Raw genomic sequence first — 22,806 nt, 5'->3', positions numbered from 1 at the left:
GTTTCTAACATTTGTTTATACTTGAGGCTCATCAGAGTACTTTTTCTTTTCTTTTACTGTCTTAATGGTACCCTTCTTTTTCAGTTCCTTAGCTTTAAGAACTACCCAAAGATTAGTAGCAATAAAGACAGATGAATAGACACCGGAGATTAAGCCAACAAACATAGCAATAGAGAAATTGCGAATGGATTCACTTCCGAAAATCATTAAAGCAATAATTGTAAATGTCACCGTTAAAACCGTATTAAATGAACGAGTTAACGTTTGGCGTAAACTAACATTTACTACCTCTGCAATATCCTCAAACGTTTTGAGACGCTTTTTCTTAACCAAGTTCTCGCGCATCCGGTCAAAGGTAACAATCGTGTCATTAATAGAGTATCCGACGATTGTTAATACAGCTGCGATAAAGGTAAGGTCAACTTCCAGTCTCGTAATGCTGAAGAATACTACCATAAAAAATGCATCGTGCATTAACGAAACAATTGCTGCAATGGCCATTGCCATTTCAAACCGCACCGTTACATAGATTATGATACCAATGGAGGCGAGTATTAGTGCAATAAAAGCATTTTTGGCAATTTCTTTCCCGACTGTCGGCGAAACAGTACTAACATTTGGCTCTGCACCATATTCTTTATTCAACTCTGATTTTAATTCAGAAATTTCTTCTTTAGTTAGTACTCCTTTAAGTCTGGCAGAAGCAATCTCTTTATTCTCACCAGAGATAAGGATATCATCTGTTTTAATATCTAGTTTTTCAAGTGAGCTTTCAACCTGTTCGGTTGTTAAAGGCTTATCTGATAATACTTCAATCCGCGTACCACTTGAAAAATCAATAGAAAGATTCATACGGAAAATGAGCAGTATTACTAAGCCAACAGCTAGGAAGGCACCTGAAAGGATGAAAAATAATTTTCTAACCTTTACAAAATCAAAACGATCCCATCTAGTTGGGAGGTCTAGTGTGTCATAATTCTCCGCAATATCCTTAATTTGAGATTGCTTCACACCAAACCAGCCTGGTTTTTTGTTTAATAAACCACTGTTTACCCACATACCCAAGAAAATACGTGAACCGAAAACAGCCGTAACAAAACTCATGAGGATACTCACAATTAATGTTGTCGCGAACCCTTTTACAGAGCTTGTCCCATAGAAGAATAGTACTGCAGCTGTTAAAATCGTTGTTAGGTTTGCGTCAATAATAGATGAAAATGAACTTTTACTTCCAGCTTGGAAAGCAGATTTTATTGACTTACCTACCTTAATTTCTTCCCTTATTCGTTCGTATGTGATGATGTTCGCATCAACTGCCATACCGACCCCGAGTATGAGTGCTGCTATTCCCGGAAGAGTTAAGACAGCATTCATCCAATCAAACACTAGGAGAACAAGGTAGATATATATAGATAAAGTCACAATAGCAATGAATCCAGGGAAACGATAGTAAACAAGCATGAATAAATAAATGATTGCAATACCAATTATGCCGGCAAAGACTGTTTCATTTAAAGCCTGCTCACCAAATTTCGCACCAACTGAAGTTGAATAAACTTCGGTAAGCTTAACTGGAAGTGCTCCAGCATTTAAAAGTGAGGCAAGCTCTTGTGCTTCCTCTGCTGTAAAGTTCCCTACGATTGAAACGGTATTTTGATTAAAAATTTCCCTTACTGTTGGTGCTGATAAAAATTTAGGATTTTCCTTGGTGATTTCTGTTTGGAAGGAATCTTTTCCTTCTTCAAAATCAAGCCAAATCACTAGATAGTTATTCGGTGCCATTTTAACAATTTCTTCAGTAACTGTTTTGAATTTCTCGGCACTTTTCAATTTCAATGAAACGCTCGGTGCCCCATTTTCATCAAAGGTCTGGCTCGCGCCATTCTCCGCTAAATCTGCACCATCCATCATCACACGGTCATTGGCATCACGGAAAGTCAGGTTTGCTTGTGTGGACAATATTTCACGGGCTTCATTTTGATCCGTTACCCCAGCAAGCTGGACACGGATACGATTTTCACCCTCAATTTGAATATTTGGCTCACTAACCCCAAGGACATTAATCCGCTTATCTAATGCTTCAGCGGTACTTGCTAATATTTCCTTATCGATTTTTTGGCCTTTTTTCGCTGGTGAAACCTCATACAAAACCTCAAAGCCGCCTTGAAGGTCCAAACCTAGTTTAATGTCTTTTAAAATGCCTGTAGTGGTAACTCCCATTGTGCTTCCTATTAGTATAATTACTAGCAGGAACGCGATAATTCTACTGCGCTTAACCATTATGTATTGTTCCTCCTTACGACTTAAGCCAAAGCACTGCAACGTAAAGCCTTATTAAAAAAATCATTGCTTTTATTATGAGATAGTTTAGAAATGCTGTCAATTTTATCTAAATAGACAATCTACTTTAGCAGCTCTTTCCATTCATCTTCATCTTCTAAATTAAAATCATTGTTTTTATATGTTTCAATCGTTGTAAAGCTTATGTAATCACTGACCTTTACGGATAAAATATCATCTATGATTTCATAAAGTCTTATATTCTCTTTGGCCTTCTTCCATTTCTTTTTTGTTAAAAAACCCCAAAGTCCACTTTCCGATACATCGTGATAACCTAGTAAGCGAAATTCCTCTAATTTACTGATTAAAGCTGGTTTTACAACGCTGTAAAAATGATTGTACGCATGACTCTTCTCCACCTGAATAGCCTCCCTAGATTCCTGTTAATTCTCTTTAAAATCAAAACACCTTGTCATGCTTTGTCCACCCTTATGCATATAGATTAATTGTATATGAATTCTTCTTTTTTGAGAAGGTGGGAAGTAGTATGTCTAAGTTTTTAAAAGGGACCTTTATCCTATTAATAGCAGGATTAATTACGAGGGTACTCGGATTTATTAACAGAATTGTCATAGCTAGAAGTATTGGTGAAGAAGGTGTCGGCCTCTATATGATGGCGTATCCCACCTTTATCCTTGTTGTGACTTTAACTCAAATGGGACTGCCTGTCGCCATTTCAAAAAATATTGCCGAGGCAGAAGCAAAAGGAAACCATCAAGAAGTCAAAAAAATACTCGTCGTTTCTCTGGCAATAACGATTTCGTTATCACTGATTTTTACTCCAGCTTTAATTTTGTTAGCGCCGATTTTATCTACCACTCTGTTTACGGATCCAAGAACGTATTTTCCTTTAGTCGCAATAGCACCTGTAGTACCGATTATTGCAGTTTCTTCTGTTTTAAGAGGCTATTTTCAAGGCCGCCAAAACATGCGCCCTTCTGCTGTTTCGCAAATTTTAGAACAGCTTGTGAGGATTACTTTAATTGCGGTCATGACGCAAGCATTTCTGCCTTACGGTATTGAATATGCCGCAGCTGCAGCTATGGTAGCAGCCATCATTGGCGAAATTGTTTCCTTAGTTTACTTAATGACTACCTTTAAATTAAAGAAACACTTTAGGGTAAGAAAGAACTTTTTCAAATCTGTTCATAGTGGTAAAAAAACCTTCAAAGAATTAATGGAAATTGCATTACCTACAATGGGCAGCAGAATGATAGGGTCTGTATCCTGGTTTTTTGAACCAATTGTTGTCGCTCATAGTCTAGCCATTGCAGGTGTTGCAGCTGTCGCTGCCACGAAACAATATGGTTCATTAACAGGCTTTGCGATGCCGTTATTACTGCTTCCTTCGTTTATTACGTATTCTTTAGCGACGTCACTTGTACCAGCAATAAGTGAAGCCAATTCAAAAAATAACCATAAATTGATTGAACACCGTCTGCAGCAGGCATTAAGATTTGCCTTTTTAACAGGAGGCTTGTCTGTAATCGTCCTTTATATTTTGGCCGATCCACTAATGGAGCTCATGTATGGCTCAACAAAAGGTTCCTACTTTATTCGTCTAATGGCTCCATTCTTCTTATTTTATTATTATCAAGGACCGCTCCAAGCTGTTTTGCAGGCGTTAAATTTGGCTAGAGCAGCCATGATAAACAGTCTTATTGGAGCAGTTGTGAAAACAGCCGTCATCTTCTTACTTGCCTCACAGCCCGCTTTTGGTATTACAGGTGTTGCATTAGGTATTATTGTGGGATTCGTTCTCGTAACCGTCCTCCATTTTGCTACGGTATTGAAGAAAGTATCTTTTAGTTTCTATATCAGGGATTACGTAAAAGGTACCATTATCATGGGAATCTCTGCTTGGCTCGGCTATTGGCTATTTGAGCACATCCTATTAGGTGAGCACCTAGTGGTTAGGGTTTTGTCCGCTGCCAGCGGAATGTCACTTGCATACATTATTCTTCTAGTAATCGGCGGTTTAATTAAAAAAGATGATCTTAAAAGGATACCTATTATTCGTAATTTGATACCGGTTTAACAGAAATAAGAAGACACGCATGTTTTTCCCTGCGTGTCTTCTTATTGTTCATCCATGATGTCGACAAAAAACTTACCATTCTCATAACTGCAAAATGAAATCTTCTTTACATCACGGTATCCTAACTTTTTCAATTCCTGACGAAGCCAAAAATTTGTCTTATTTATACGCAGAAGATTTTCTTCCTCAATCGCTCCATCAATTATTAATGGAATCGTAATGTCTCCTTCCTTAGGTTCACCATTAGGATTATTCATTTTTTCAATGACTGAAAGACTGCCCGAAGATTCCAAAATAGCGAACTCAACATCTGCAATACTGCGGATATCCTTTTCCCTTAACTGTGTAAGTAAATCATCGAAATTGTATCTTTGCTTCCTCATTGCATTCTCATCAATTTTTCCCTTGTTGATGATTATTGTTGGCTTCCCGTCGACAAGATCGCGGAATCTTTTACTTTTTAATGAAACCACAGCCAAGGTATATTGAATGATCATTAAAAATATCATTGGAAGTGCTGTATAAATCCAAGGTTTAGTGATTTCGATTATGGAAGCAACAGCCAATTCACCGATCATAATAAAAACGACCAGGTCGAGTATACTTAGTTCACCAATTTCTCTTTTTCCCATGACTCGAAATATTAAGAGGATTAATGCATAAAAAAGTATTGTACGCACTGCGATAGTTAAAAAAATATCCACTTTATTCCGCCCCTTTTTTCATCCCTATATATTGTTTGCAAATAAGGCAAAATCCATTACGGAAGTGTATTCCAATTCGGAATAAAACTTAAAAATTTTTAATTCTACTTTTGGACACCTGAGAATATGCTTGTACTAGGTAAGAATCTGTTTATCTTAGGGTGATCACTTTAAGATAAGGTAACTGAAGGGGGAGAGTAAAATCGAATCAAAAAGCTTTGGTACAGCTATTTTGTACGGGTTAATTTTTATCTTCTTATTTGCGATTGTCAGCAGCTTGATTTTTGCATTAATTCTTAGATTTACTTCTGTTCGGGAAGTCTCGCTTCAATATGTTATTACATCGGTATCCTTTATTGGGCTGTTTGGAGGAGGATTTTTATCCGGTGGAAAGCGAAAACAAAAGGGCTGGCTGATTGGGGGATTAACTGGTTTCATTTATAGCCTGATCGTCTTTTTATCGCAATACTTAGGCTATGATCGTCTTTTTGACGTTGAACAAGTCATCTACCATGTTTGCTATACGTTAATTGCGATGATGGGTGGAATTCTAGGTGTAAATATAGCAACAAGCAACTCTAGAACAGCATAGAAAAAGGAAGCCAGAGTATTTTGGCTTCCTTTTTTCTTACTTTTCTAATGAGACTTCTGAAGTTGTTGAAGTCTTTGCAGATTCCGTTACTTCACGAATGGCATTTCGGTCATATGTTAGACGGCTGCCGTCTCCACATTTAATCACGACCTTGTTTTCATCGATAGAATCGATAAATCCATGTAAACCGCCGATCGTGACAATTTTATCACCTTTTTTCAATTCGTTTTGCATTTGAGCAACTGCTTTAGTACGCTTTTGCTGCGGGCGAATTAGTAGGAAATAAAATAATACAAACATTAATATTAATGGAATGATTGAACCAAGTCCTTGCATTTGTTTCCCTCCTTTCAATAATCATCTATTAGAAATTTTTCGCGTTTGGTTTGTTAAAACCATAACGTTCAAAAAACTCTTCTCGGAAATCACCAAGTCTGTCCTCTCGGATAGCCTGTCTGACCTTCTCCATCAATTTTAACAGAAAATAGAGATTATGGTAACTAGTTAATCGAATTCCAAATGTTTCATCACATTTAATTAAGTGACGAATGTATGCCCTGCTATAATTTCGGCAAGTGTAGCAGTCACAATCTGGATCAAGTGGACCGAAATCTTTAGCAAATTGAGCATTTTTAACGACTAGACGTCCAGTGCTGGTCATCAAAGTACCATTCCTAGCAATTCGGGTTGGCAGCACGCAATCAAACATATCAATCCCACGAATCGCTCCATCAATCAAGGAATCTGGTGATCCAACGCCCATCAGGTAACGTGGTTTGTCTGTAGGTAAAAGTGGTGTCGTGAATTCTAGTACGCGATTCATGATGTCCTTTGGCTCACCAACAGAAAGCCCGCCAACAGCGTATCCAGGGAAATCAAGGGAAACTAAATCTTTAGCGCTTTGCTTCCGGAGCTCTTCATACTCTCCACCTTGTACAATTCCAAACAGTCCTTGGTCATTAGGTCTTTGATGAGCATTCAAACAGCGCTCAGCCCAGCGAGAAGTTCTTTCTACTGATTTTTGCATGTACTCATATGTAGCTGGAAATGGTGGACATTCATCAAATGCCATCATGATATCAGAACCAAGATCATTTTGAATTTCCATCGCTTTTTCAGGTGATAAAAATAATTTTTCACCGCTCATATGGTTACGGAAATGGACGCCTTCTTCTTCAATTTTACGAAATTCACTCAAACTAAATACCTGGAATCCGCCAGAATCAGTTAAAATCGCACGGTCCCAGTTCATAAACTTATGAAGACCGCCTGCCTCCCGGATAATTTCATTTCCTGGACGAAGCCATAAGTGATACGTATTACTTAAAATAATACCAGCACCCATTTCTTTTAAGTCCTCAGGTGACATCGTTTTTACTGTAGCAAGTGTTCCTACCGGCATAAATGCAGGCGTGTCAAACGAACCATGCGGGGTATGTACTCTTCCTAACCGTGCACCCGTCTGCTTACATGTTTTAATAAATTCATATCGAATTGCAGTCAAATTTTCTTTCTCCTTCCTTAAGGGTTAATCAAAATGATTAACCTAGTTAACCTAGATGATCAACATTGCATCGCCAAAGCTGAAGAAGCGATAACGCTCGTTTACAGCTGTATTATAGGCATGCAAAATATTTTCTCTCCCCGCTAACGCACTAACAAGCATAATCAAAGTGGATTTTGGTAAGTGGAAATTTGTAATCATTCCATCGATTGCCTTAAATTCATACCCGGGATAAATGAAAATATTAGTCCATCCGCTGCTTTCAATGAAGCTGCCATTATTATCTGATGCAATGGTTTCAAGTGTCCGGGTTGATGTCGTACCGACGGTGATGATTCTCCCGCCATTTTGACGCACTTCATTGAGCAAACGTGCTGTTCCTTCGGTAATCATATAAAACTCCGAGTGCATATCATGCTCTAAGACGTCATCCACACTTACCGGTCTGAACGTCCCAAGCCCTACATGCAGGGTAATAAAAGCCACATGAACACCTTTATCTCTCACTTCATTCAACAGTTCTTCGGTGAAATGAAGACCTGCAGTCGGGGCAGCTGCCGACCCTGGTTCACGAGCAAAAACGGTTTGGTATCGGTCTCTGTCATCAAGCTGCTCTTTAATGTAAGGCGGTAGTGGCATTTCGCCTAACTGATCAAGTATCTCATAGAAAATACCATCGTAGTGAAACTCTAATACTCTCCCGCCATGCTCGGAGGTTCCGGTACAAACTGCTGTTAGTAAACCATCACCGAAGTCTATTTCTGTTCCCTCTTTAACACGCTTTGCAGGCTTTATTAGCGTTTCCCACTGATCTCCTTCTAGCTGCTTCAATAATAATACTTCAATTTTGGCCCCAGTATCCTTCTTCACACCAAAAAGGCGTGCCGGAAGTACCTTTGTGTCGTTTAAGACAAGGCAATCCCCTTCACGCAAGTATTCACTAATGTTTTTAAAAATATCATGCTTCAATTCGCCTGTTTCCTTATTCACTACCATTAGCCGGCTATCCGTCCGGTTTTGCAGCGGAACTTGTGCAATCAGCTCTTCAGGCAAATGAAAATCAAATAAATCTACCTTCATAAAATACATCCCTACTTATCAAAAAATTACTGTTTTGGAGGCTCCATGCCAAAATGGCGATAGACTAATTCTGTTACCATTCTTCCTCTTGGTGTTCTTTGTAAAAAGCCAATTTGCAGTAAATACGGTTCATAAACATCTTCGATTGTTTCTGATTCTTCTCCTATCGATGCCGCGATGGTATCAAGACCTACCGGTCCGCCCCGGAATCTTTCAATAATTCCTTTTAACAGCTTGTGATCGATATGATCAAGGCCAAGTTTGTCAACCTGTAATAGTTCTAAAGATTCCCTCGCTAAAGCTAGGTGTATCTCTCCATTACCCTTCACTTGTGCAAAGTCTCTTACTCTGCGAAGTAACCGGTTGGCAATCCTCGGGGTCCCGCGAGCTCTCCTTGCAATCTCAGCAGCCGACTGCTCGTCAATCTTAGTTTCAAATAAATCAGCTGTTCTTAGTACAATATTTTTCAATTGGTCTTCCTTATAATACTCGAGACGGCTCAAAACTCCAAATCTGTCGCGAAGTGGAGCTGATAAAGAGCCTGCCCTCGTTGTAGCGCCAACAAGTGTAAACGGCGGAAGGTCTAGTCGAACGGAACGAGCACTTGGACCTTTACCAATGACAATATCCAGACAAAAATCCTCCATTGCTGGATAAAGAACCTCTTCAATCTGTCTTGGAAGCCGGTGGATTTCATCAATAAACAAAACGTCACCTGGTTCGAGTGCGGTAAGTATGGCGGCTAAATCACCTGGTCTTTCAATTGCCGGACCTGAGGTTGTCCGGATGTTCACACCCATTTCATTGGCAATAATCACAGCAAGGGTTGTCTTTCCCAATCCAGGAGGCCCGTAAAGAAGAACATGGTCCAATGTTTCCTTTCGGAGTCTTGCAGCCTCAATGAATATCTCAAGATTTTTTTTCACTTGATCCTGACCAATGTATTGTCTCAAGTTCTGAGGCCTGAGGCTTTGCTCTAAGGAGAGTTCGTTCTGGTTTGCTTCACTAGAAATAATTCTCTCATCCATGACTAATCACCTTATTTTAAAAGCCGTTGCAGGGCTTTTTTAATATATTGGTCGGTTGACAGCTGTTCTTTTCGTAACTCAGGTGAGATCTTTTTCACTTCTTTGTCTGAATAGCCAAGAGCTTTCAAGGCTAGTACTGCTTCTTCAAAAGCATTGTTAGTCGATTGTGCTGCAATTGGTAATGTATCCGCATTAAATAAATTTGGAAAATAATCAGGAACAATATCCTGTAATTTTCCTTTTAAATCGAGAATCATTTGTCTAGCTGTTTTTTTGCCGACCCCAGGGAATTTTACCAAGAAGCTTTCATCTTCATTTTCAATCGCTGAAACCACCTGCTGCACTTCACCTGAAGCCAAAATGGCCAGTGCTCCCTTAGGCCCAATCCCTGAAACATTCAGCAATTTCATAAATAGCTTTTTCTCTTCTCTTGACTCGAAACCATATAACGCCATTAAATCTTCACGAACGTAATGATATGTATAAACAGTAACATTAGTATTCATTTTACTAGAATAAATAAACGGATTCGGTGTTGAAATTTGATACCCAATCCCATTATTGTCAATCACGATATATTCAGGACCAACAAACTCAACGGTTCCTTTAACAAATTCGTACAATCGCTTTCTCTCCCTCAGCGTTTCATGTACTCCATTCTAACATATAAATATAAAAGATTTGAAAAAGATAGCTGTGAAGAAAAAGAATAAAAATTTTCTGTTAAAATAAAAATAGCGACCTGATCAGGCCGCCGGTTACTCCACAAGTTGATTCTTAACCGCAAAAAGAGCGGCTTGTGTACGGTCTGCTAATTCAAGTTTAGCTAGAAGGTTAGATACATGCGTTTTCACCGTTTTTTCAGTAATAAACAATGAAGAAGCGATTTCCTTATTACTTTTTCCTCTGGCAATTTCCTTGAGAACATCTAGCTCTCTTTTTGTCAGCTGTTCAAGTAAATTTTTTTCATTGCTTTCTTTATTTGATAAATTAGCAAGCAGATGAGAGGTGGCTTTTGGATGAAGTTGATTTTCACCACTCATGATTTTTCTAATACAATTGATTAATTCATCAGGTTCGATGTCTTTCAATTGGTAACCTGAAGCACCTGCTTCTAACGCCGGAATGACATGATCTTGATCTGAAAAACTGGTCAGCATCATAATTTTTATTTCCGGCATTTCCGTTTTTATTATTTTTGTTGCCTGGATTCCGTCCATTTCCGGCATCACAAGGTCCATGAGAATCAGGTCAGGTTTTAATGTTCGTGCGATTTCAATCGCTTCTCTTCCATTTCCCGCTTCTCCAATAATTTCAATATCTTTTTGTGTTTTTAGAAAAAAAGCCAGTCCCCGTCTTACAACATGATGATCATCAGCGATTAATATACGAATCCCCATTGTTTCTCCCCCTAGATTGGAATTTGTATTTGAATCTTTGTTCCTTTTCCTGGTTCGCTCTTTATATGGAACGTCCCGTTTAAAGCCTCTGTTCGTGCTTTCATATTTTTTAATCCGAACGATGGAAGTTCAAAACTCTCACCATAATAGAAGCCGCAGCCCTGATCTTGAATCGTCATCGTCACTGAATCACTGCTTCTGTGTAAAAACAATGACACATGTGTGGTTTGTGAGTGCTTTTTACAATTTCCAAGCGCTTCCTGCCCGATTCTCCAGAGGGTTTCCTCTATCTTTTCCGGAAAGCTGGAGATCCCCGTTAATATTGTATCTATGGTTAGACCCAGCATTTCAGCATAACTGCTTAATGCACTAACTATTCCATTTTCAAGTCCCTGTGGCTTTAGCTGCCAAATCAGTGCCCTCATCTCCCCTAATGCGTCCTGGGCAAGATCTTGAATATAGGAGAAGGTTTGTTGAACCTCTTCGTTATCTGTCATTTCTCTGCCAGCCCTAGCTGTCAGGCTTAGCGAGAAAAGTAATTGATTTACAGAATCATGCAAATCTCTGGCAAGTCGATTCCGTTCAGAGATGAGTGCAGTCTCTTGCTCTCTTTGCGTTAATTTTATTCTCTTAAGTGCGGTTCCAATCTGAAAGGCTACAGCTTCAAGTAAGGCCAGTTCATCTTTTTGAAAATGAGTCTTATTAGGAGACCCGACATTTAATAATCCAAATCGCTCATTCCCCGCTCTTAACGGGACCGTAGCATGATGTGTCAAACCGCCTGTGTCTCCAGCGTTTTCGAGGATTACATTTTCGATTCGTTGACATTCGATAATGTTAACCGCCTTATTCAATTTCCCGCTATTATATCGACTGACACACCAGCAATCTCCCTGACACATTCTCTGGTTATCGTTTTGTGATAATGGTTCAGGTAACGCCTCTTTTGCAGCAAGCCGATGTGTTCCATTTTCATCAATTAAAAAAATCCAGCCCGATTGCAGCCCGGTCAGGTGTAGCAGTTTTCTTAATACCCCTGCTAAAACCGCCTTCGAATCTGTGCCTTCATTCAAAAGTTCAGCAATTTCTTTTAAGATACCGATTTCTTCGTTTCTGGACATCTAAACCTCTCCCAATTTTGTATCTATTGATTAAATCTTAGTCGCAGCTCAATCTTATAGGCAAGCAGGAAGTAAGAAAAAGCTGACGTTTTATTAGTCAGCTTTTCCTCCGACCTGTATGAACTCGAGTAACTCATTGTCAGGCCCCTGATAAAAAACAGTTTCCCAGCCATTATCTAGCTTATAGGGCCCTTCAATCGCGAAAATGCCATTTTCAATAAAAGGTTTGGTTCCCTCTTTTATGCTGTCTATTTCAAAGCAAAGGTGGACGGATGCAGGATTACTAGATGACTGTTCTGTACTAGAGATTAGTTCTAGCCGAAAATCATCTGCTTTTAAGAAAATGATTTTCTCTCCGTTAAAAAGGAAACGTTCTTCTTCCTTAAGACCAAAATATTTTTGATAGAATGCTGCCGATGTTTCCAAATCCTTTACTTCAATCGCCAAATGGTGAAAACGCATAGTTATTCCCCTTTATATAATTAGATTCATATCCCCAAATTCGTGCCACAAGTAACGCTGGTCAATTGCCTCTTCATAGGCATTCCATAACAAATTTTGAGGGACAAATGCAGTAAGCATATCCAGATGACTGGCCTTTGGTTCATGGAGACCTGTAATAATGCCATCTACCATTTTCAACTTGAAATTTTGATTGATGTAAAGATTGGTTACCCCATTCAATACTCCGGTAATCCCTGCACTTTCAAGAGCTCTTACCACCGTTGTTCCAACAGCAATTACTCTGCCGCCTGAAGCCTTGGTTTTACGAATCTTTTCAATCGTTTTCTCCGAAAGATGGTATTCTTCGTAATTATCACTTGGGGAAGTTTCTAACTCATCATCCAATAAATAACTAAGACCCGTATGAAGCTGAATAAAATCTAGCTCAATCCCCTTCTTCTGAAGATTAAATAGCAGTTCCCAGCTGAAAGCTCTGCCAGCAGAAGGCATTTCTACTGAGCCTGGATGGCTGGCAAATACGGTTTGGTAATAATCGAGCCCCCATTTGTTATGAATATATTCATAGCGAACTGGTTCCCCGAGTGAATATATACAATTAAAAAGGTCTGTTCCTTTTTTAGAGAAAAGAATTGTTTTTAGTGGCGAGTCCTCTTTCATATCAATTATCACTGCAGATAGGTCGGGTGAAAATTGCAGGATATCCCCTAATCTAACATCATCTGTCACAATTAAAACGTCCCAAGTCTCACCATTGCGTCGTCTTGCAAGTCTGATCTCAACTTCTGGTTGGATACGTTTTGTGTCTCTATATAAACCTGCGTTTAAAATAGCGGGTACCGTTCGGCTGTTGTTCATGACAACAAAGTCTCCAGGCTTTAAATAATCCGCAAGTCGAAAGAATTGGTCATGGATGACGGAACCTGTTTTTTTGTCTAAAACCATCATTCTAACATGATCTCTTCTAATGCCCCTCCGTTCAGGTGGATGTGAAGCATTTAACTCGGAAGGTAGAAAGAAATCAAATGCAGCTGCCTCCATCATAATCCCTCCACTGTAAACTCTTGAGCTTCAAATCGCTGACCTGTTATTCCAGCTGACTTATCGGAAGCTAAATATAAAAACACGCCAACGACATCCTCTGGTTTTGCTAATGAATAATCACAGTCAGGAACCGCTAATCTGTGCATGTCTGTATCCATTTCTCCGGGATCAACCATATTGACTCTTACATTCGTTGAGCATAGTTCATCTGCCCAGGTTTCCGTTAGACCCTCGACAGCAAATTTAGAAATACCGTATGCACCCCAGCCTGCATAACCCACATGTCCTGCTTCTGAAGTTACGTTAATAATAGAACCTTGATTGCGCTGCAACATTCCAGGAATCACTCTTCTGGTTACGAGAAATGGCGAAATCGAATTAACTCGTAAGACTTCAGCAAAGTCCTCTTCTGGATAGTCGAGCAATAACGGCATAGGACTTGGTCCGAGAATCGAAGCATTGTTTATAAGAATATCAATTTGACCAAATGCCTCTTCTGTCATCGCCACAAACCGTTCAACATCTCTGGTTAGGGAAATATCTGCTGTAACCGCAAGTACTTCTGCACCTAAAGCTTCTGCTTTTTCCTTAACTTTTGACAACCCTTTTGATGTTCTCGAACAAATGGCTAACCGTGCTCCTTCTTTTGCGAATGCTAGAGTTAATGCTCTTCCTAAGCCTTTAGAGGCACCTGTAATCATAACAACTTTATTTCTCATGATTAATCTCTCCTTTAAGTGTTTAACTTGATGTCTTTAGCTTAAAGGATTTTGGAAATACTTCCCTCAGAAAAAAGCTTGAACTTTATCTACAACTTTAGGATGAGAGAATAGGATGATGATGGGTTAGGGAGAGCGAAATCTTATAGAAAACGCAAAAATGGACCTCATGAATCGCTCATGAAGCCCTGAATTCTTAGGGTATAATTATTCCTGCGTCGAATAAGGTTTAAATGTTTCTAGTACCTCTACATAACGGTCTCTATTTTTGATAGGAATACCTTGAATCAACTCTTCTTGTTTTTTGCTTTCGAGCTTTTTCACATCTATCTGAAAAAAAGATTGAATGATTCGTGATGGATCTGGGCGGCCATTATAAATAGTCAACACGCCATCATCGGTAATTCCAAAATAGCCATTCGCTTTTAGTAATGGTGAAATGTCATCCACTTGTTTTCTAAACACCATAGTGGATTCATCAATATTTACTAGCTGCCACTGATCATACTTTGCCCAAAAATTTTCAATAGACCAGTAAGAATCAAGAACGACTTCCTCACTTATTTCTCCATCAAGATAGATTCTTTCCAAAATAATGGTCAATTGCTGAGGTTCCGACTTTTGTTGATCCTGATGGTTTTTCATTTGTTCGGCGAAACCAGTTAAACCTATTTCTGGCACCATTCCGATAGACATGAAGAGAACAACCGTAACAAAGGCTAAACCAAGCCGATACTGAGCTACCCAATTGAACCTCATGCATAATCACCTCTTATTATTAGAGATCTAACTCATCTTCAATACTAGTTTAGCCTTATTTTACCTTTTTATCCTTTTAAAAAAATCAAAAGAGGCAAAGCCAATTTCAGCTATGCCTCTTTTACATTTTTATTTTTCAGGTTTACGGCTATTAGGTTCTAATGGCTGCGAATCATTGTTTCTGTTACCTTCACGTCCAAGCGCACCATCATCAATTATGACTTGAACAGATTTTCCACCAGCTAACGGCTGAACGGCGTCTTGGATAGCTCTTTTTGTTTCTTCAGTATACTTACTGTTTTCTAATTTAACGGCAACCATAACAGAATTCCCATAAACAACGGAGCGGACTTCTCGGACATTTTCAACATCTGCCACTCTGCTTTTAATTCTTTCTGTTATACGATCTTGAGATTCAGGTTTCGTTGTGGTCCCTGTAGTACCTAGTCTTTGATTCATATGACCATGATAATTCGCGTCACTGGTACTAAACTGATTGTCCCTTTGGAAAAAGTTATGGTCATGGTTCGCGAGCGGTTTTGTTGGGTTCGGTGGATTTCCATTTTCATCTCTGTTACGAAACTGCTTTCTTCGCTCTTCATTATTTGTCTGGTTTTCAACACCAAGATTATGGTCCATTAATTCTGTGAACGGGCCATCATTGTCCCCAGGCATTCCGTTGGCTCCGTTTTTGTGATTTTCATCGGAATAGTAGCCCAACGGCTGTCCCATATTTTTGTTATCTTTATCCATAGCAGCACGGTCATCATTTGCACAACCTGACAGCCCAACAGCTAAAAAGGCGGACAGAGGAATCATCCACTGTTTTAAGTTCAAGCGAAAAACCCCCTCTAGGATGCATGAGCATAATTAAATATGCTCATGGTTAGGTTGTGAGCTCCTGAGGGGATTTATTCTGCCAGAATAGACCATGAAACTCAGTTCGTCAGCAGTTTTAATTGATCAATGAATTTTTTCCGTGAATAAAACTGACCAATTGTCAAGTCCATGACTTGATTATATTTTTGATGGTCTCTATACGAACCTTCACGAACAAGCCTGTTCCATTCGCGGAAAATATCTGCAGGATACGCTAATGCGTATAGAAATGCCTTCTCGTTCAACAGTTCTTCATATTGTGAAAATTGAGCAAGCCGTTCAAATGACCAATCTAGGCTTGGGAGAATTCGATTCGCATATTGTAAATAATCTAAGGACGCTGGTCCAATACTAATTAAATCAAAATCAATTAGATTTAATACTCCATTTGAATCACGCAAGAAATTATGATGCGCCACGTCTCCGTGAAGTATGCAATATGGCTCATTCAAAAACAAGGATCGATTTTTTTCCATTCCACTTAGGGACCAATTTGCCCAATTTATCATTTCCATCAATATTTTATCGTTTATAAAATATTTCAAAGTAGAGATATTGGAGGAAAAAATCTTACCTCTGTCTCTCCATTTTTCAATAATCACCCCTTTTGGAATCAGCGTTCGATAACGGGCTTCAAAGGATGAGGTTACTTGATGAAACTGCTCTAAAAGTTCAAGCCCCTCCTGTCGATTTTTCTGTGATTGGAATGAAAAAGGTATTTTATTTGGGGTAATGTATTCCAGACATCCAAAATAGGTCCCCTCAAAAAAGATTGGTTCTTTTAACTGGGGATGTACAAAAAGATAAGTTTTTAAAAAACCTTCTTTTCTAAGCGTAGCAGTAAATGCCTCCTGCAGCCGAAGTCTTTTATTCGTATGAAACCCTTTAAGCATATACACATTTTTATCTGTTTTTATCCAAATTACACTTTTCCGATAAGGCACCATTTCTACAATATTTTCTTTAAATTGTGAACGTAAATAAGAGAGGAGACGAATGAAATAATCATCGTCTCCTTTTTGATTAAAAGTCATACTCATTGCTTTCATCTTCATCGTAACGCATCATCCCATCCATTGGTCCCATACCATAGGGATTCATGAATGGAGGCTGTGCTGCGTTTGCTGGTCCTGTATATGGTGCGCTATAAATTGGAGGTGTGGGCGGAATAAAGTTTTGCTGCGGCATTGCTTGTTGTTTTGGTCCGCCACAGCCACAGTCACCACCTGCTCCGACTGGTAAGCCTCCTTGAGCAGGAAATTGCTGCTGCATGGATGGCATTTGACCGCCTCCAAAAGGCATTCCCATATCAGGTGACTCAAAATCTTGGGCTCCCATTACTTGTGGTGCTGGACCCATCTGTGGGTAACCAAAAGGCATTTGACCATATGGTGCGCCCATTCCTGGCTGGCCAAATCCTGCTCCCATTGGTCCTCCCATTCCTGGTTGACCAAATCCTGCTCCCATTGGTCCTCCCATCCCTGGCTGACCAAATCCTGCTCCCATTGGTCCGTCCATTCCTTGCTGGCCAAATCCTGCTCCCATTGGTCCGTCCATTCCTTGCTGGCCAAATCCTGCTCCCATTGGTCCTCCCATTCCTGGTTGACCAAAGCCTGCTCCCGTTGATCCTCCCATTCCTGGTTGACCGAAGCCTGCTCCCATTGGTCCTCCCATTCCTGGCTGGCCGAAATCTGCTCCCATTGGTCCTCCCATTCCTGGCTGGCCGAAGCCTGCTCCCATTGGTCCTCCCATTCCTGGCTGGCCAAAGCCTGCTCCCATTGGTCCTCCCATTCCTGGTTGACCGAAGCCTGTTGGTCCTCCCATTCCTGGTTGACCGAAGTCTGTTGGTCCTCCCATTCCTGGCTGGCCGAAGCCGGCCCCCATTGGTCCTCCCATTCCTGGCTGGCCGAAGCCTGCTCCCATTGGTCCTCCCATTCCTGGCTGGCCGAAGCCTGCTCCCATTGGTCCTCCCATTCCTGGTTGACCGAAGCCTGTTGGTCCTCCCATTCCTGGTTGACCGAGGTCTGCTCCCACTGGGCCTCCCATTCCTTGCATACCTTTGTCGATCCAGCCTTGGTTTGTGGCTGCTGGTGAGCCTACAGGTACTTCTTCTGGACTTTCATCGAAATAAGGCATTTGATCATCTGCTGGCATTTGGTCATATCCTGCTGGTATTTGACCGCCCATTGGCATTTGATCCATTCCTGGCATTTGGCCACCCATTGGCATTTGATACATTCCTGGCATTTGGCCGCCCATTGGCATTTGACCCATTCCTGGCATTTGGCCGCCTATTGGCATTTGCCCCATTCCTGGCATTTGGCCGCCCATTGGCATTTGATACATTCCTGGCATTTGACTGCCCATTGGCATTTGACCTATTCCCGGCATTTGACTACCCATTGTCAATTGATCCATTCCTGGCATTTGGCCGCCCATTGGCATTTGACCCATTCCTGGCATTTGACCGCCCATTGGGTTGGTCATTGGCAATTGCGGCATAAAGGATGAAGATTCATCATCAAAGCCATGTGGCATATATTCCGCACCTGCTACCCCTGGCATTGGTCCAGGTTGATTAGGCAGCATATGAGGTATCTGTGGCATTACCGCTCCTTGAACCTGTGGATAAGGCATAAATGACATTGGTGGACAAGGCGGCGGCGGGCACCATAATGGTGGCGGCGGACAAAATCCTGTTCCAGGCATTATTGGTGATATAGGTACACAATAATCTTGCGGCATTTGCTGCTGTACAGGGAACTGGTTCTCCATTGGTGCTTCTTGTACAGGCATGACTGGGTTTTCTTTTATCGGTTCTTTTACCGGTTCTTTTATTTCAGGAAGTATGTTGGCTGGTTTTGGAGGCAGCTGTGGCTGTTTAACCTCCATATTGGTCATGTTGTTCAAATAATAGTTGTTAATGTCGATTTCTGGAATGATTTGCAGGGGCATTTTTGGAGTATATGGTGTTTTAGGAGCTTCTTTTATTGGCGCTTCTTTAATCGGTGCTTCCATTATTGGAATTTCTTTTACAGGTTGTTCTTTAATTGGTGCAGTTTTGATTGGTACTTCTTTTATTGGTGCTTCTTTAATAGGAGCTTCTTTTATTGGCGCTTCTTTTATTGGAACTTCCTTAATAGGTGCTTCCTTTATAGGTGCTTCTTTTATTGGAACCTCCTTTTTTGGAGCTGGTTTAATCGGCATTTCTTTTGGTTTCTCTTTGGTAAACGGTTGCCCAGCAATCGGCATTTCTTTCTTTGCGCCTAAGTTGATTGTGGCCCCCGGCTTTGTTCCCATAGGCGCTTCTTTTTTTATATTTCCACCTGTTGTTGGGACTTTTATTTTCATACCGGGCATAATCATATCAGGGTTGCTGAGCTGTGAATTCATCTTTTTCAGCTCTTCAAAATTCACGCCGTACTTCTTGGCGATTTTCCAAAGAGTATCCCCTTTCTGTACGATATGGATCTTCACTCTGATTTCCCTCCTATGCATAAGTCCATATATTCTATGTGATGATAGGCAAAGTGCTAACATTCTTCAGAAAAACTTATGCTTTTTTTCGGAGAAATATGAATCAACCTCTGTAAAATAAAAATAGATGCAATTTGGATAATTGCATCTATTAAAACATTATGCGTTTTGTAACATACGATTTAGCGCAAGTTTTGCATTTTCAGCGATATCTGGAGCGACTTTAATCGTATTATTTGTCTCTTCTAGTGTATCCAAGCTCCACACTAAATGTGGCAGATCAATTCGGTTCATGGTTAAACAAGGACACATTGCAGGATTTAATGAGATAATTTTTTTATCAGGATGATTTTGAATCAGGCGATTAACTAGATTCATTTCTGTTCCGATCGCCCATTCAGAGCCCGGCTCTGCCTTTTCAATCGCGTTAATGATATAACTTGTTGAACCAGCCATATCGGATAATTCCACGACCTCACGGCGGCACTCAGGATGAACAATAATCGTCATATTAGGATATTGGATCCTTGTATCATGGATATTCTGAACTGTAAAGTTCTCATGTACAGAGCAGTGACCTTTCCAAAGAATGACTTTTACTTTTGAAGGATCGCCTTCGTATTCAAGCTTATTTGTAATTGGATTCCAAACTGCCATATCATCTAAACCAATACCCAAGTCATAAGCGGTATTTCGACCTAAGTGCTGATCTGGTAAAAATAAAATCCGTTCCTTTTGGGTAAAGGCCCACTTAACCATTGTCTCTGCATTCGAAGAGGTAACACTTGCACCGCCATGAGCACCAACAAAAGATTTAATCGCAGCTGTAGAATTAACATAAGTTAATGGAAGAATGGTATCACCAAAAATCCCCTGGAGGATTTCCCACGCCTTTTCGGTTTGATCTAGGTCTGCCATGTCAGCCATAGAACAGCCTGCTCTCATATCTGGGAGAATAACCTTTTGGTTCTCATTTGTAAGAATATCTGCCGTTTCAGCCATAAAATGAACGCCGCAGAAAACTATATATTCCGCTTCGGTATTTTCCGCAGATAGTTGTGCAAGTTTTAAGGAATCCCCGGTTGCATCGGCAAACTGAATCACTTCATCCTTTTGATAATGATGACCTGGAATGAAAAGTTTTGAGCCTAATTTGTTTTTCACTTCTATTACTCTAGCCTCTAACTCTTCCTTCGACATTTGTTTGTACTTTTCAGGAATCATCTTATTCTTTTGCATTGCAGCTAAAATGCTCATGTTTATTCCTCTCCTCCCCTTACGAGAACTTTTACACTTATATCAAGTGCTTTATAAGAATGTGTTAAGAACCCTAGTGAAATATAATCAACACCTGTATCACGATACCCAGCTAAATTGGTCAATTGAATCCCGCCTGAAGCTTCGGTTATGAATCCTGATGGAACTAATTTAATCAGTTCTTTAATTTCGTCTGGAGTACGATTATCAAACATAATAATATCTGCACCGGCGTTGACGGCTTCTCTCACCTGAGCTTCTGTTTCAACTTCTACTTCTACCTTCACCATATGACCCGCTTGTTTTCGAACACGTTCAACTGCATTTGTAATCGAGCCAGCAAACGAAATATGATTATCTTTAATCATAATCCCGTCGTATAAACCGAAACGATGATTGTAGCCACCTCCAGTTGTAACAGCATATTTTTCAAGCATCCTTAAGCCAGGTGTAGTTTTTCGCGTATCACAAATTTTGGTATGGCCACTATCTAAAGTTGAAACAGCTTTACGCGTAAGTGTGGCAATTCCACTCATTCTTTGAACAAGGTTAAGAACCACTCTTTCTCCTTTTAATAGATCCGCTATTTTACCAGAGGCTGTTGCAAGCTTCTGACCGTATTCAATGTTTTGACCATCCTTCACAAAAAGCTGCGTTTCAATGTCAGTATTCAAAAGTTTGAAACCCGTTTTAATAATCTCTTCTCCACAAAAAATTCCGTTATCCTTTGAGAGAAAGACGATTTCCCCTTCTGTATCGTCTGCAAAAATTAAATCAGTGGTAATATCCTGTTCCCCAATATCCTCGATAAAAAATTGCTCAAGTAGCGAGCGCAGTTTTAATGTATTCATGGTTACTCTCCATTCCCTGGCTATTTTTATGAATAATGGTCTTGTTTAACCAATAATGGTCGTCTTCCAGGGGATAATCACTGCGAAAATGACCACCACGGCTTTCAGTACGTTTCAGAGCAGCCTCGGTAATTAAATTTGCGTTAATCAGCATAAAAATCTTGGTCATCTCTTCTATTGAATAAGGATCAAGATTTTTTATTTGGTGTGCCTTAAATGTATCCAACCATACTTTTTGGTTTTGTAAATTCGCCTCGTTTCGGACAATACCAACCCGCTCCATCATCGTATCCTTAATTTCTTGTAAGTCTGGTAAGATTACTTTTTCTTGTATGAAAAATGGACGAGTGATTTCGGTTGAAAGAATATCCTCATGTACAAGCTCATTTAGCATGGACGATAACTTTTCTCCCATATATAACCCCTCTAATAAGGAATTACTTGCGAGACGGTTGGCACCATGTAATCCTGTACAGGCGGCTTCACCAATGGCATATAAACCCTTTATGGAAGTCCGGCCAAATAAATCTGTTTTAATTCCCCCCATTAAAAAATGACTGCCGGGTGCAACTGGAATTCTTCCCTCTGATAACTGAAGGCCATTCTCCTCACAAATGGCAGTTATCGACGGAAATCTTTGCTTAAAGTTTTCAATTTTACTAATATCTAAATATACTTGGTATCCATTTTTCAGATATTCATAGATTTTCTGTGATACAACATGCCTTGGACCAAGGTCCTTCTGCGGATGAACACCTTCCATAATTGGAGTGCCATCTTCCGTGACAAGAACGGCGCCTTCACCGCGTACTGCTTCAGAAATCAATCCTTTTGTTTCACCATTTAGGTATAAAAGTGTAGGGTGGAACTGGATAAACTCCATATCGACCACTTCCGCACCTGCTAAATAGGCCATTGCAATCCCGTCGCCGCTGACTGTATTGGCATTTGAAGTATAGGCGAATAATTGCCCGCAGCCGCCTGTTGCTAGGATTGTATGAGTGCTGTAATAGTTCTTTAACGTACCATCTGGCATTTTAGCTTTTACACCAATGCAGCGTTTCTCGGAATTGAGCAATAACTCATAAGCAAAAACATCTTCCTCGATGGTGACATTTTCCTTCAGCATGCTAATAAGGAACTCGACTACATTTTTACCTGTCGCATCTCCGCCGCCATGAACAATTCGCTTTTCACTATGTGCCCCTTCCATTCCGAGCAGCAATTTACCATCTTGATTTTTATCAAAAACAGATCCTTGTTCAGAAATGAACTTAATCAGCCTAGGTGCGGCATAAATGATTTCCTCAACAGCTTCTGGATTATTGTGAAATCTTCCTGCTTCATGTGTGTCAACAATATGTTTACTTGGATGGTCATGCTCTCCGATAGCTGCGGCAATGCCGCCTTGAGCAAGATAAGAATTGGCTGTTCTAATTTTGTCCTTTGTGAGTATCCTCACATTCAAATCCTTATTTAAAAGCGAGGCTAACTGCAGTGCAGCAATCCCACTTCCTAAAATTAAAACATCATCATTTATTGTCATCTTGA

The 22,806-nt window shown here is 40.1% G+C and carries 21 protein-coding genes and 2 pseudogenes; 3 read left to right on the top strand and 20 right to left on the bottom strand.

Annotation, left to right across the window (positions count from 1 at the left end; translation table 11 throughout):
• Nucleotides 1-15: 15 nt before the first annotated feature.
• Together secDF and QFZ28_RS09200 are read right to left on the bottom strand one after the other, a co-directional pair.
• The gene (gene secDF, locus QFZ28_RS09205; protein WP_307194350.1) at nt 16-2,280 is read right to left on the bottom strand and encodes a protein translocase subunit SecDF; all 2,265 of its coding nucleotides are present in this window, start codon (nt 2,278-2,280) and stop codon (nt 16-18) included.
• 122 nt (nt 2,281-2,402) lie between these two features.
• Nucleotides 2,403-2,699: a post-transcriptional regulator gene (locus QFZ28_RS09200; RefSeq protein WP_307194349.1), complete on the bottom strand. Its 297-nt coding sequence runs from the start codon at nt 2,697-2,699 to the stop codon at nt 2,403-2,405.
• A 128-nt stretch (nt 2,700-2,827) separates the two neighbouring features.
• Between QFZ28_RS09200 and spoVB the strand changes: the two genes are divergently transcribed.
• Nucleotides 2,828-4,378, top strand: coding sequence for a stage V sporulation protein B (gene spoVB / locus QFZ28_RS09195; RefSeq protein ID WP_307194347.1), 1,551 nt, complete (start codon nt 2,828-2,830; stop codon nt 4,376-4,378).
• A gap of 41 nt (nt 4,379-4,419) precedes the next feature.
• Here the strand turns inward: spoVB and QFZ28_RS09190 are convergent, their stop codons facing one another.
• A complete protein-coding gene (locus QFZ28_RS09190) occupies nt 4,420-5,082 on the bottom strand; it encodes a DUF421 domain-containing protein (RefSeq protein ID WP_307194346.1) in 663 nt (220 codons plus the stop codon).
• Nucleotides 5,083-5,314: 232 nt separating this feature from the next.
• Between QFZ28_RS09190 and QFZ28_RS09185 the strand changes: the two genes are divergently transcribed.
• Entirely contained in the window at nt 5,315-5,674 is a 360-nt protein-coding gene (locus QFZ28_RS09185) for a TIGR04086 family membrane protein (protein WP_307194345.1), read from the top strand.
• Nucleotides 5,675-5,710: 36 nt separating this feature from the next.
• Here QFZ28_RS09185 and yajC read toward each other — a convergent pair whose 3' ends face one another.
• The 13 genes from yajC to QFZ28_RS09120 form a co-directional block, all read right to left on the bottom strand.
• Nucleotides 5,711-6,010, bottom strand: a complete 300-nt coding sequence (gene yajC / locus QFZ28_RS09180; protein ID WP_307194344.1) for a preprotein translocase subunit YajC — start codon at nt 6,008-6,010, stop codon at nt 5,711-5,713.
• 28 nt (nt 6,011-6,038) lie between these two features.
• Nucleotides 6,039-7,178, bottom strand: coding sequence for a tRNA guanosine(34) transglycosylase Tgt (gene tgt, locus QFZ28_RS09175; protein WP_307194343.1), 1,140 nt, complete (start codon nt 7,176-7,178; stop codon nt 6,039-6,041).
• Between the two features lie 51 nt (nt 7,179-7,229).
• A complete protein-coding gene (queA, locus tag QFZ28_RS09170) occupies nt 7,230-8,258 on the bottom strand; it encodes a tRNA preQ1(34) S-adenosylmethionine ribosyltransferase-isomerase QueA (protein ID WP_307194342.1) in 1,029 nt (342 codons plus the stop codon).
• 26 nt (nt 8,259-8,284) lie between these two features.
• The gene (gene ruvB / locus QFZ28_RS09165; protein ID WP_307194341.1) at nt 8,285-9,286 is read right to left on the bottom strand and encodes a Holliday junction branch migration DNA helicase RuvB; all 1,002 of its coding nucleotides are present in this window, start codon (nt 9,284-9,286) and stop codon (nt 8,285-8,287) included.
• An 11-nt stretch (nt 9,287-9,297) separates the two neighbouring features.
• Entirely contained in the window at nt 9,298-9,909 is a 612-nt protein-coding gene (gene ruvA, locus QFZ28_RS09160; RefSeq protein ID WP_307194340.1) for a Holliday junction branch migration protein RuvA, read from the bottom strand.
• 135 nt (nt 9,910-10,044) lie between these two features.
• Nucleotides 10,045-10,686, bottom strand: a complete 642-nt coding sequence (locus QFZ28_RS09155; protein WP_307194339.1) for a response regulator — start codon at nt 10,684-10,686, stop codon at nt 10,045-10,047.
• Between the two features lie 11 nt (nt 10,687-10,697).
• Entirely contained in the window at nt 10,698-11,807 is a 1,110-nt protein-coding gene (locus QFZ28_RS09150; protein WP_307194338.1) for a GAF domain-containing sensor histidine kinase, read from the bottom strand.
• A 93-nt stretch (nt 11,808-11,900) separates the two neighbouring features.
• A complete protein-coding gene (locus QFZ28_RS09145; RefSeq protein WP_307194337.1) occupies nt 11,901-12,269 on the bottom strand; it encodes a VOC family protein in 369 nt (122 codons plus the stop codon).
• Between the two features lie 12 nt (nt 12,270-12,281).
• Nucleotides 12,282-13,310 (bottom strand): S-adenosylmethionine:tRNA ribosyltransferase-isomerase, encoded by a 1,029-nt coding sequence (locus tag QFZ28_RS09140; RefSeq protein WP_307194336.1) that lies wholly within the window; start codon nt 13,308-13,310, stop codon nt 12,282-12,284.
• On the bottom strand, nt 13,310-14,032 hold the full coding sequence (locus QFZ28_RS09135; protein WP_307194335.1) for an SDR family NAD(P)-dependent oxidoreductase: 723 nt from the start codon (nt 14,030-14,032) through the stop codon (nt 13,310-13,312). Before QFZ28_RS09135 ends, QFZ28_RS09140 begins: the two co-directional genes overlap by 1 nt.
• A 207-nt stretch (nt 14,033-14,239) precedes the next feature.
• Nucleotides 14,240-14,791: an intercompartmental signaling factor BofC gene (locus QFZ28_RS09130; RefSeq protein WP_307194334.1), complete on the bottom strand. Its 552-nt coding sequence runs from the start codon at nt 14,789-14,791 to the stop codon at nt 14,240-14,242.
• 129 nt (nt 14,792-14,920) lie between these two features.
• Nucleotides 14,921-15,628 (bottom strand): YhcN/YlaJ family sporulation lipoprotein, encoded by a 708-nt coding sequence (locus QFZ28_RS09125; RefSeq protein ID WP_307194333.1) that lies wholly within the window; start codon nt 15,626-15,628, stop codon nt 14,921-14,923.
• Nucleotides 15,629-15,729: 101 nt separating this feature from the next.
• On the bottom strand, nt 15,730-16,725 hold the full coding sequence (locus QFZ28_RS09120) for a phosphotransferase (RefSeq protein ID WP_307194332.1): 996 nt from the start codon (nt 16,723-16,725) through the stop codon (nt 15,730-15,732).
• A 1,868-nt stretch (nt 16,726-18,593) separates the two neighbouring features.
• Here QFZ28_RS09120 and QFZ28_RS29730 point away from each other — a divergent pair.
• Nucleotides 18,594-18,812 (top strand): annotated as a pseudogene (locus QFZ28_RS29730) (pentapeptide repeat-containing protein); the annotation flags it as partial.
• Between the two features lie 248 nt (nt 18,813-19,060).
• On the opposite strand, the pseudogene QFZ28_RS29725 reads toward QFZ28_RS29730, so the two are convergent.
• The 4 genes and pseudogenes from QFZ28_RS29725 to nadB form a co-directional block, all read right to left on the bottom strand.
• Nucleotides 19,061-19,168: pseudogene (locus QFZ28_RS29725) on the bottom strand (LysM peptidoglycan-binding domain-containing protein); the annotation flags it as partial.
• Between the two features lie 138 nt (nt 19,169-19,306).
• Complete coding sequence (gene nadA / locus QFZ28_RS09110) at nt 19,307-20,404, bottom strand: quinolinate synthase NadA (protein WP_307194331.1); 1,098 nt, start codon at nt 20,402-20,404, stop codon at nt 19,307-19,309.
• Nucleotides 20,405-20,406: 2 nt separating this feature from the next.
• A complete protein-coding gene (nadC, locus tag QFZ28_RS09105) occupies nt 20,407-21,255 on the bottom strand; it encodes a carboxylating nicotinate-nucleotide diphosphorylase (RefSeq protein WP_307194330.1) in 849 nt (282 codons plus the stop codon).
• Complete coding sequence (gene nadB / locus QFZ28_RS09100) at nt 21,224-22,801, bottom strand: L-aspartate oxidase (protein ID WP_307194329.1); 1,578 nt, start codon at nt 22,799-22,801, stop codon at nt 21,224-21,226. The genes nadC and nadB overlap by 32 nt, the downstream gene beginning before the upstream one ends.
• Nucleotides 22,802-22,806 lie beyond the last annotated feature (5 nt).

This window comes from Neobacillus niacini (genome assembly GCF_030817695.1).
Classification (GTDB): Bacteria; Bacillota; Bacilli; order Bacillales; family Cytobacillaceae; genus Neobacillus; species Neobacillus niacini_F.
The sequence above is the reverse complement of the archived record's forward strand: the minus strand, read 5'-3'. Positions and strand labels throughout refer to the sequence as shown.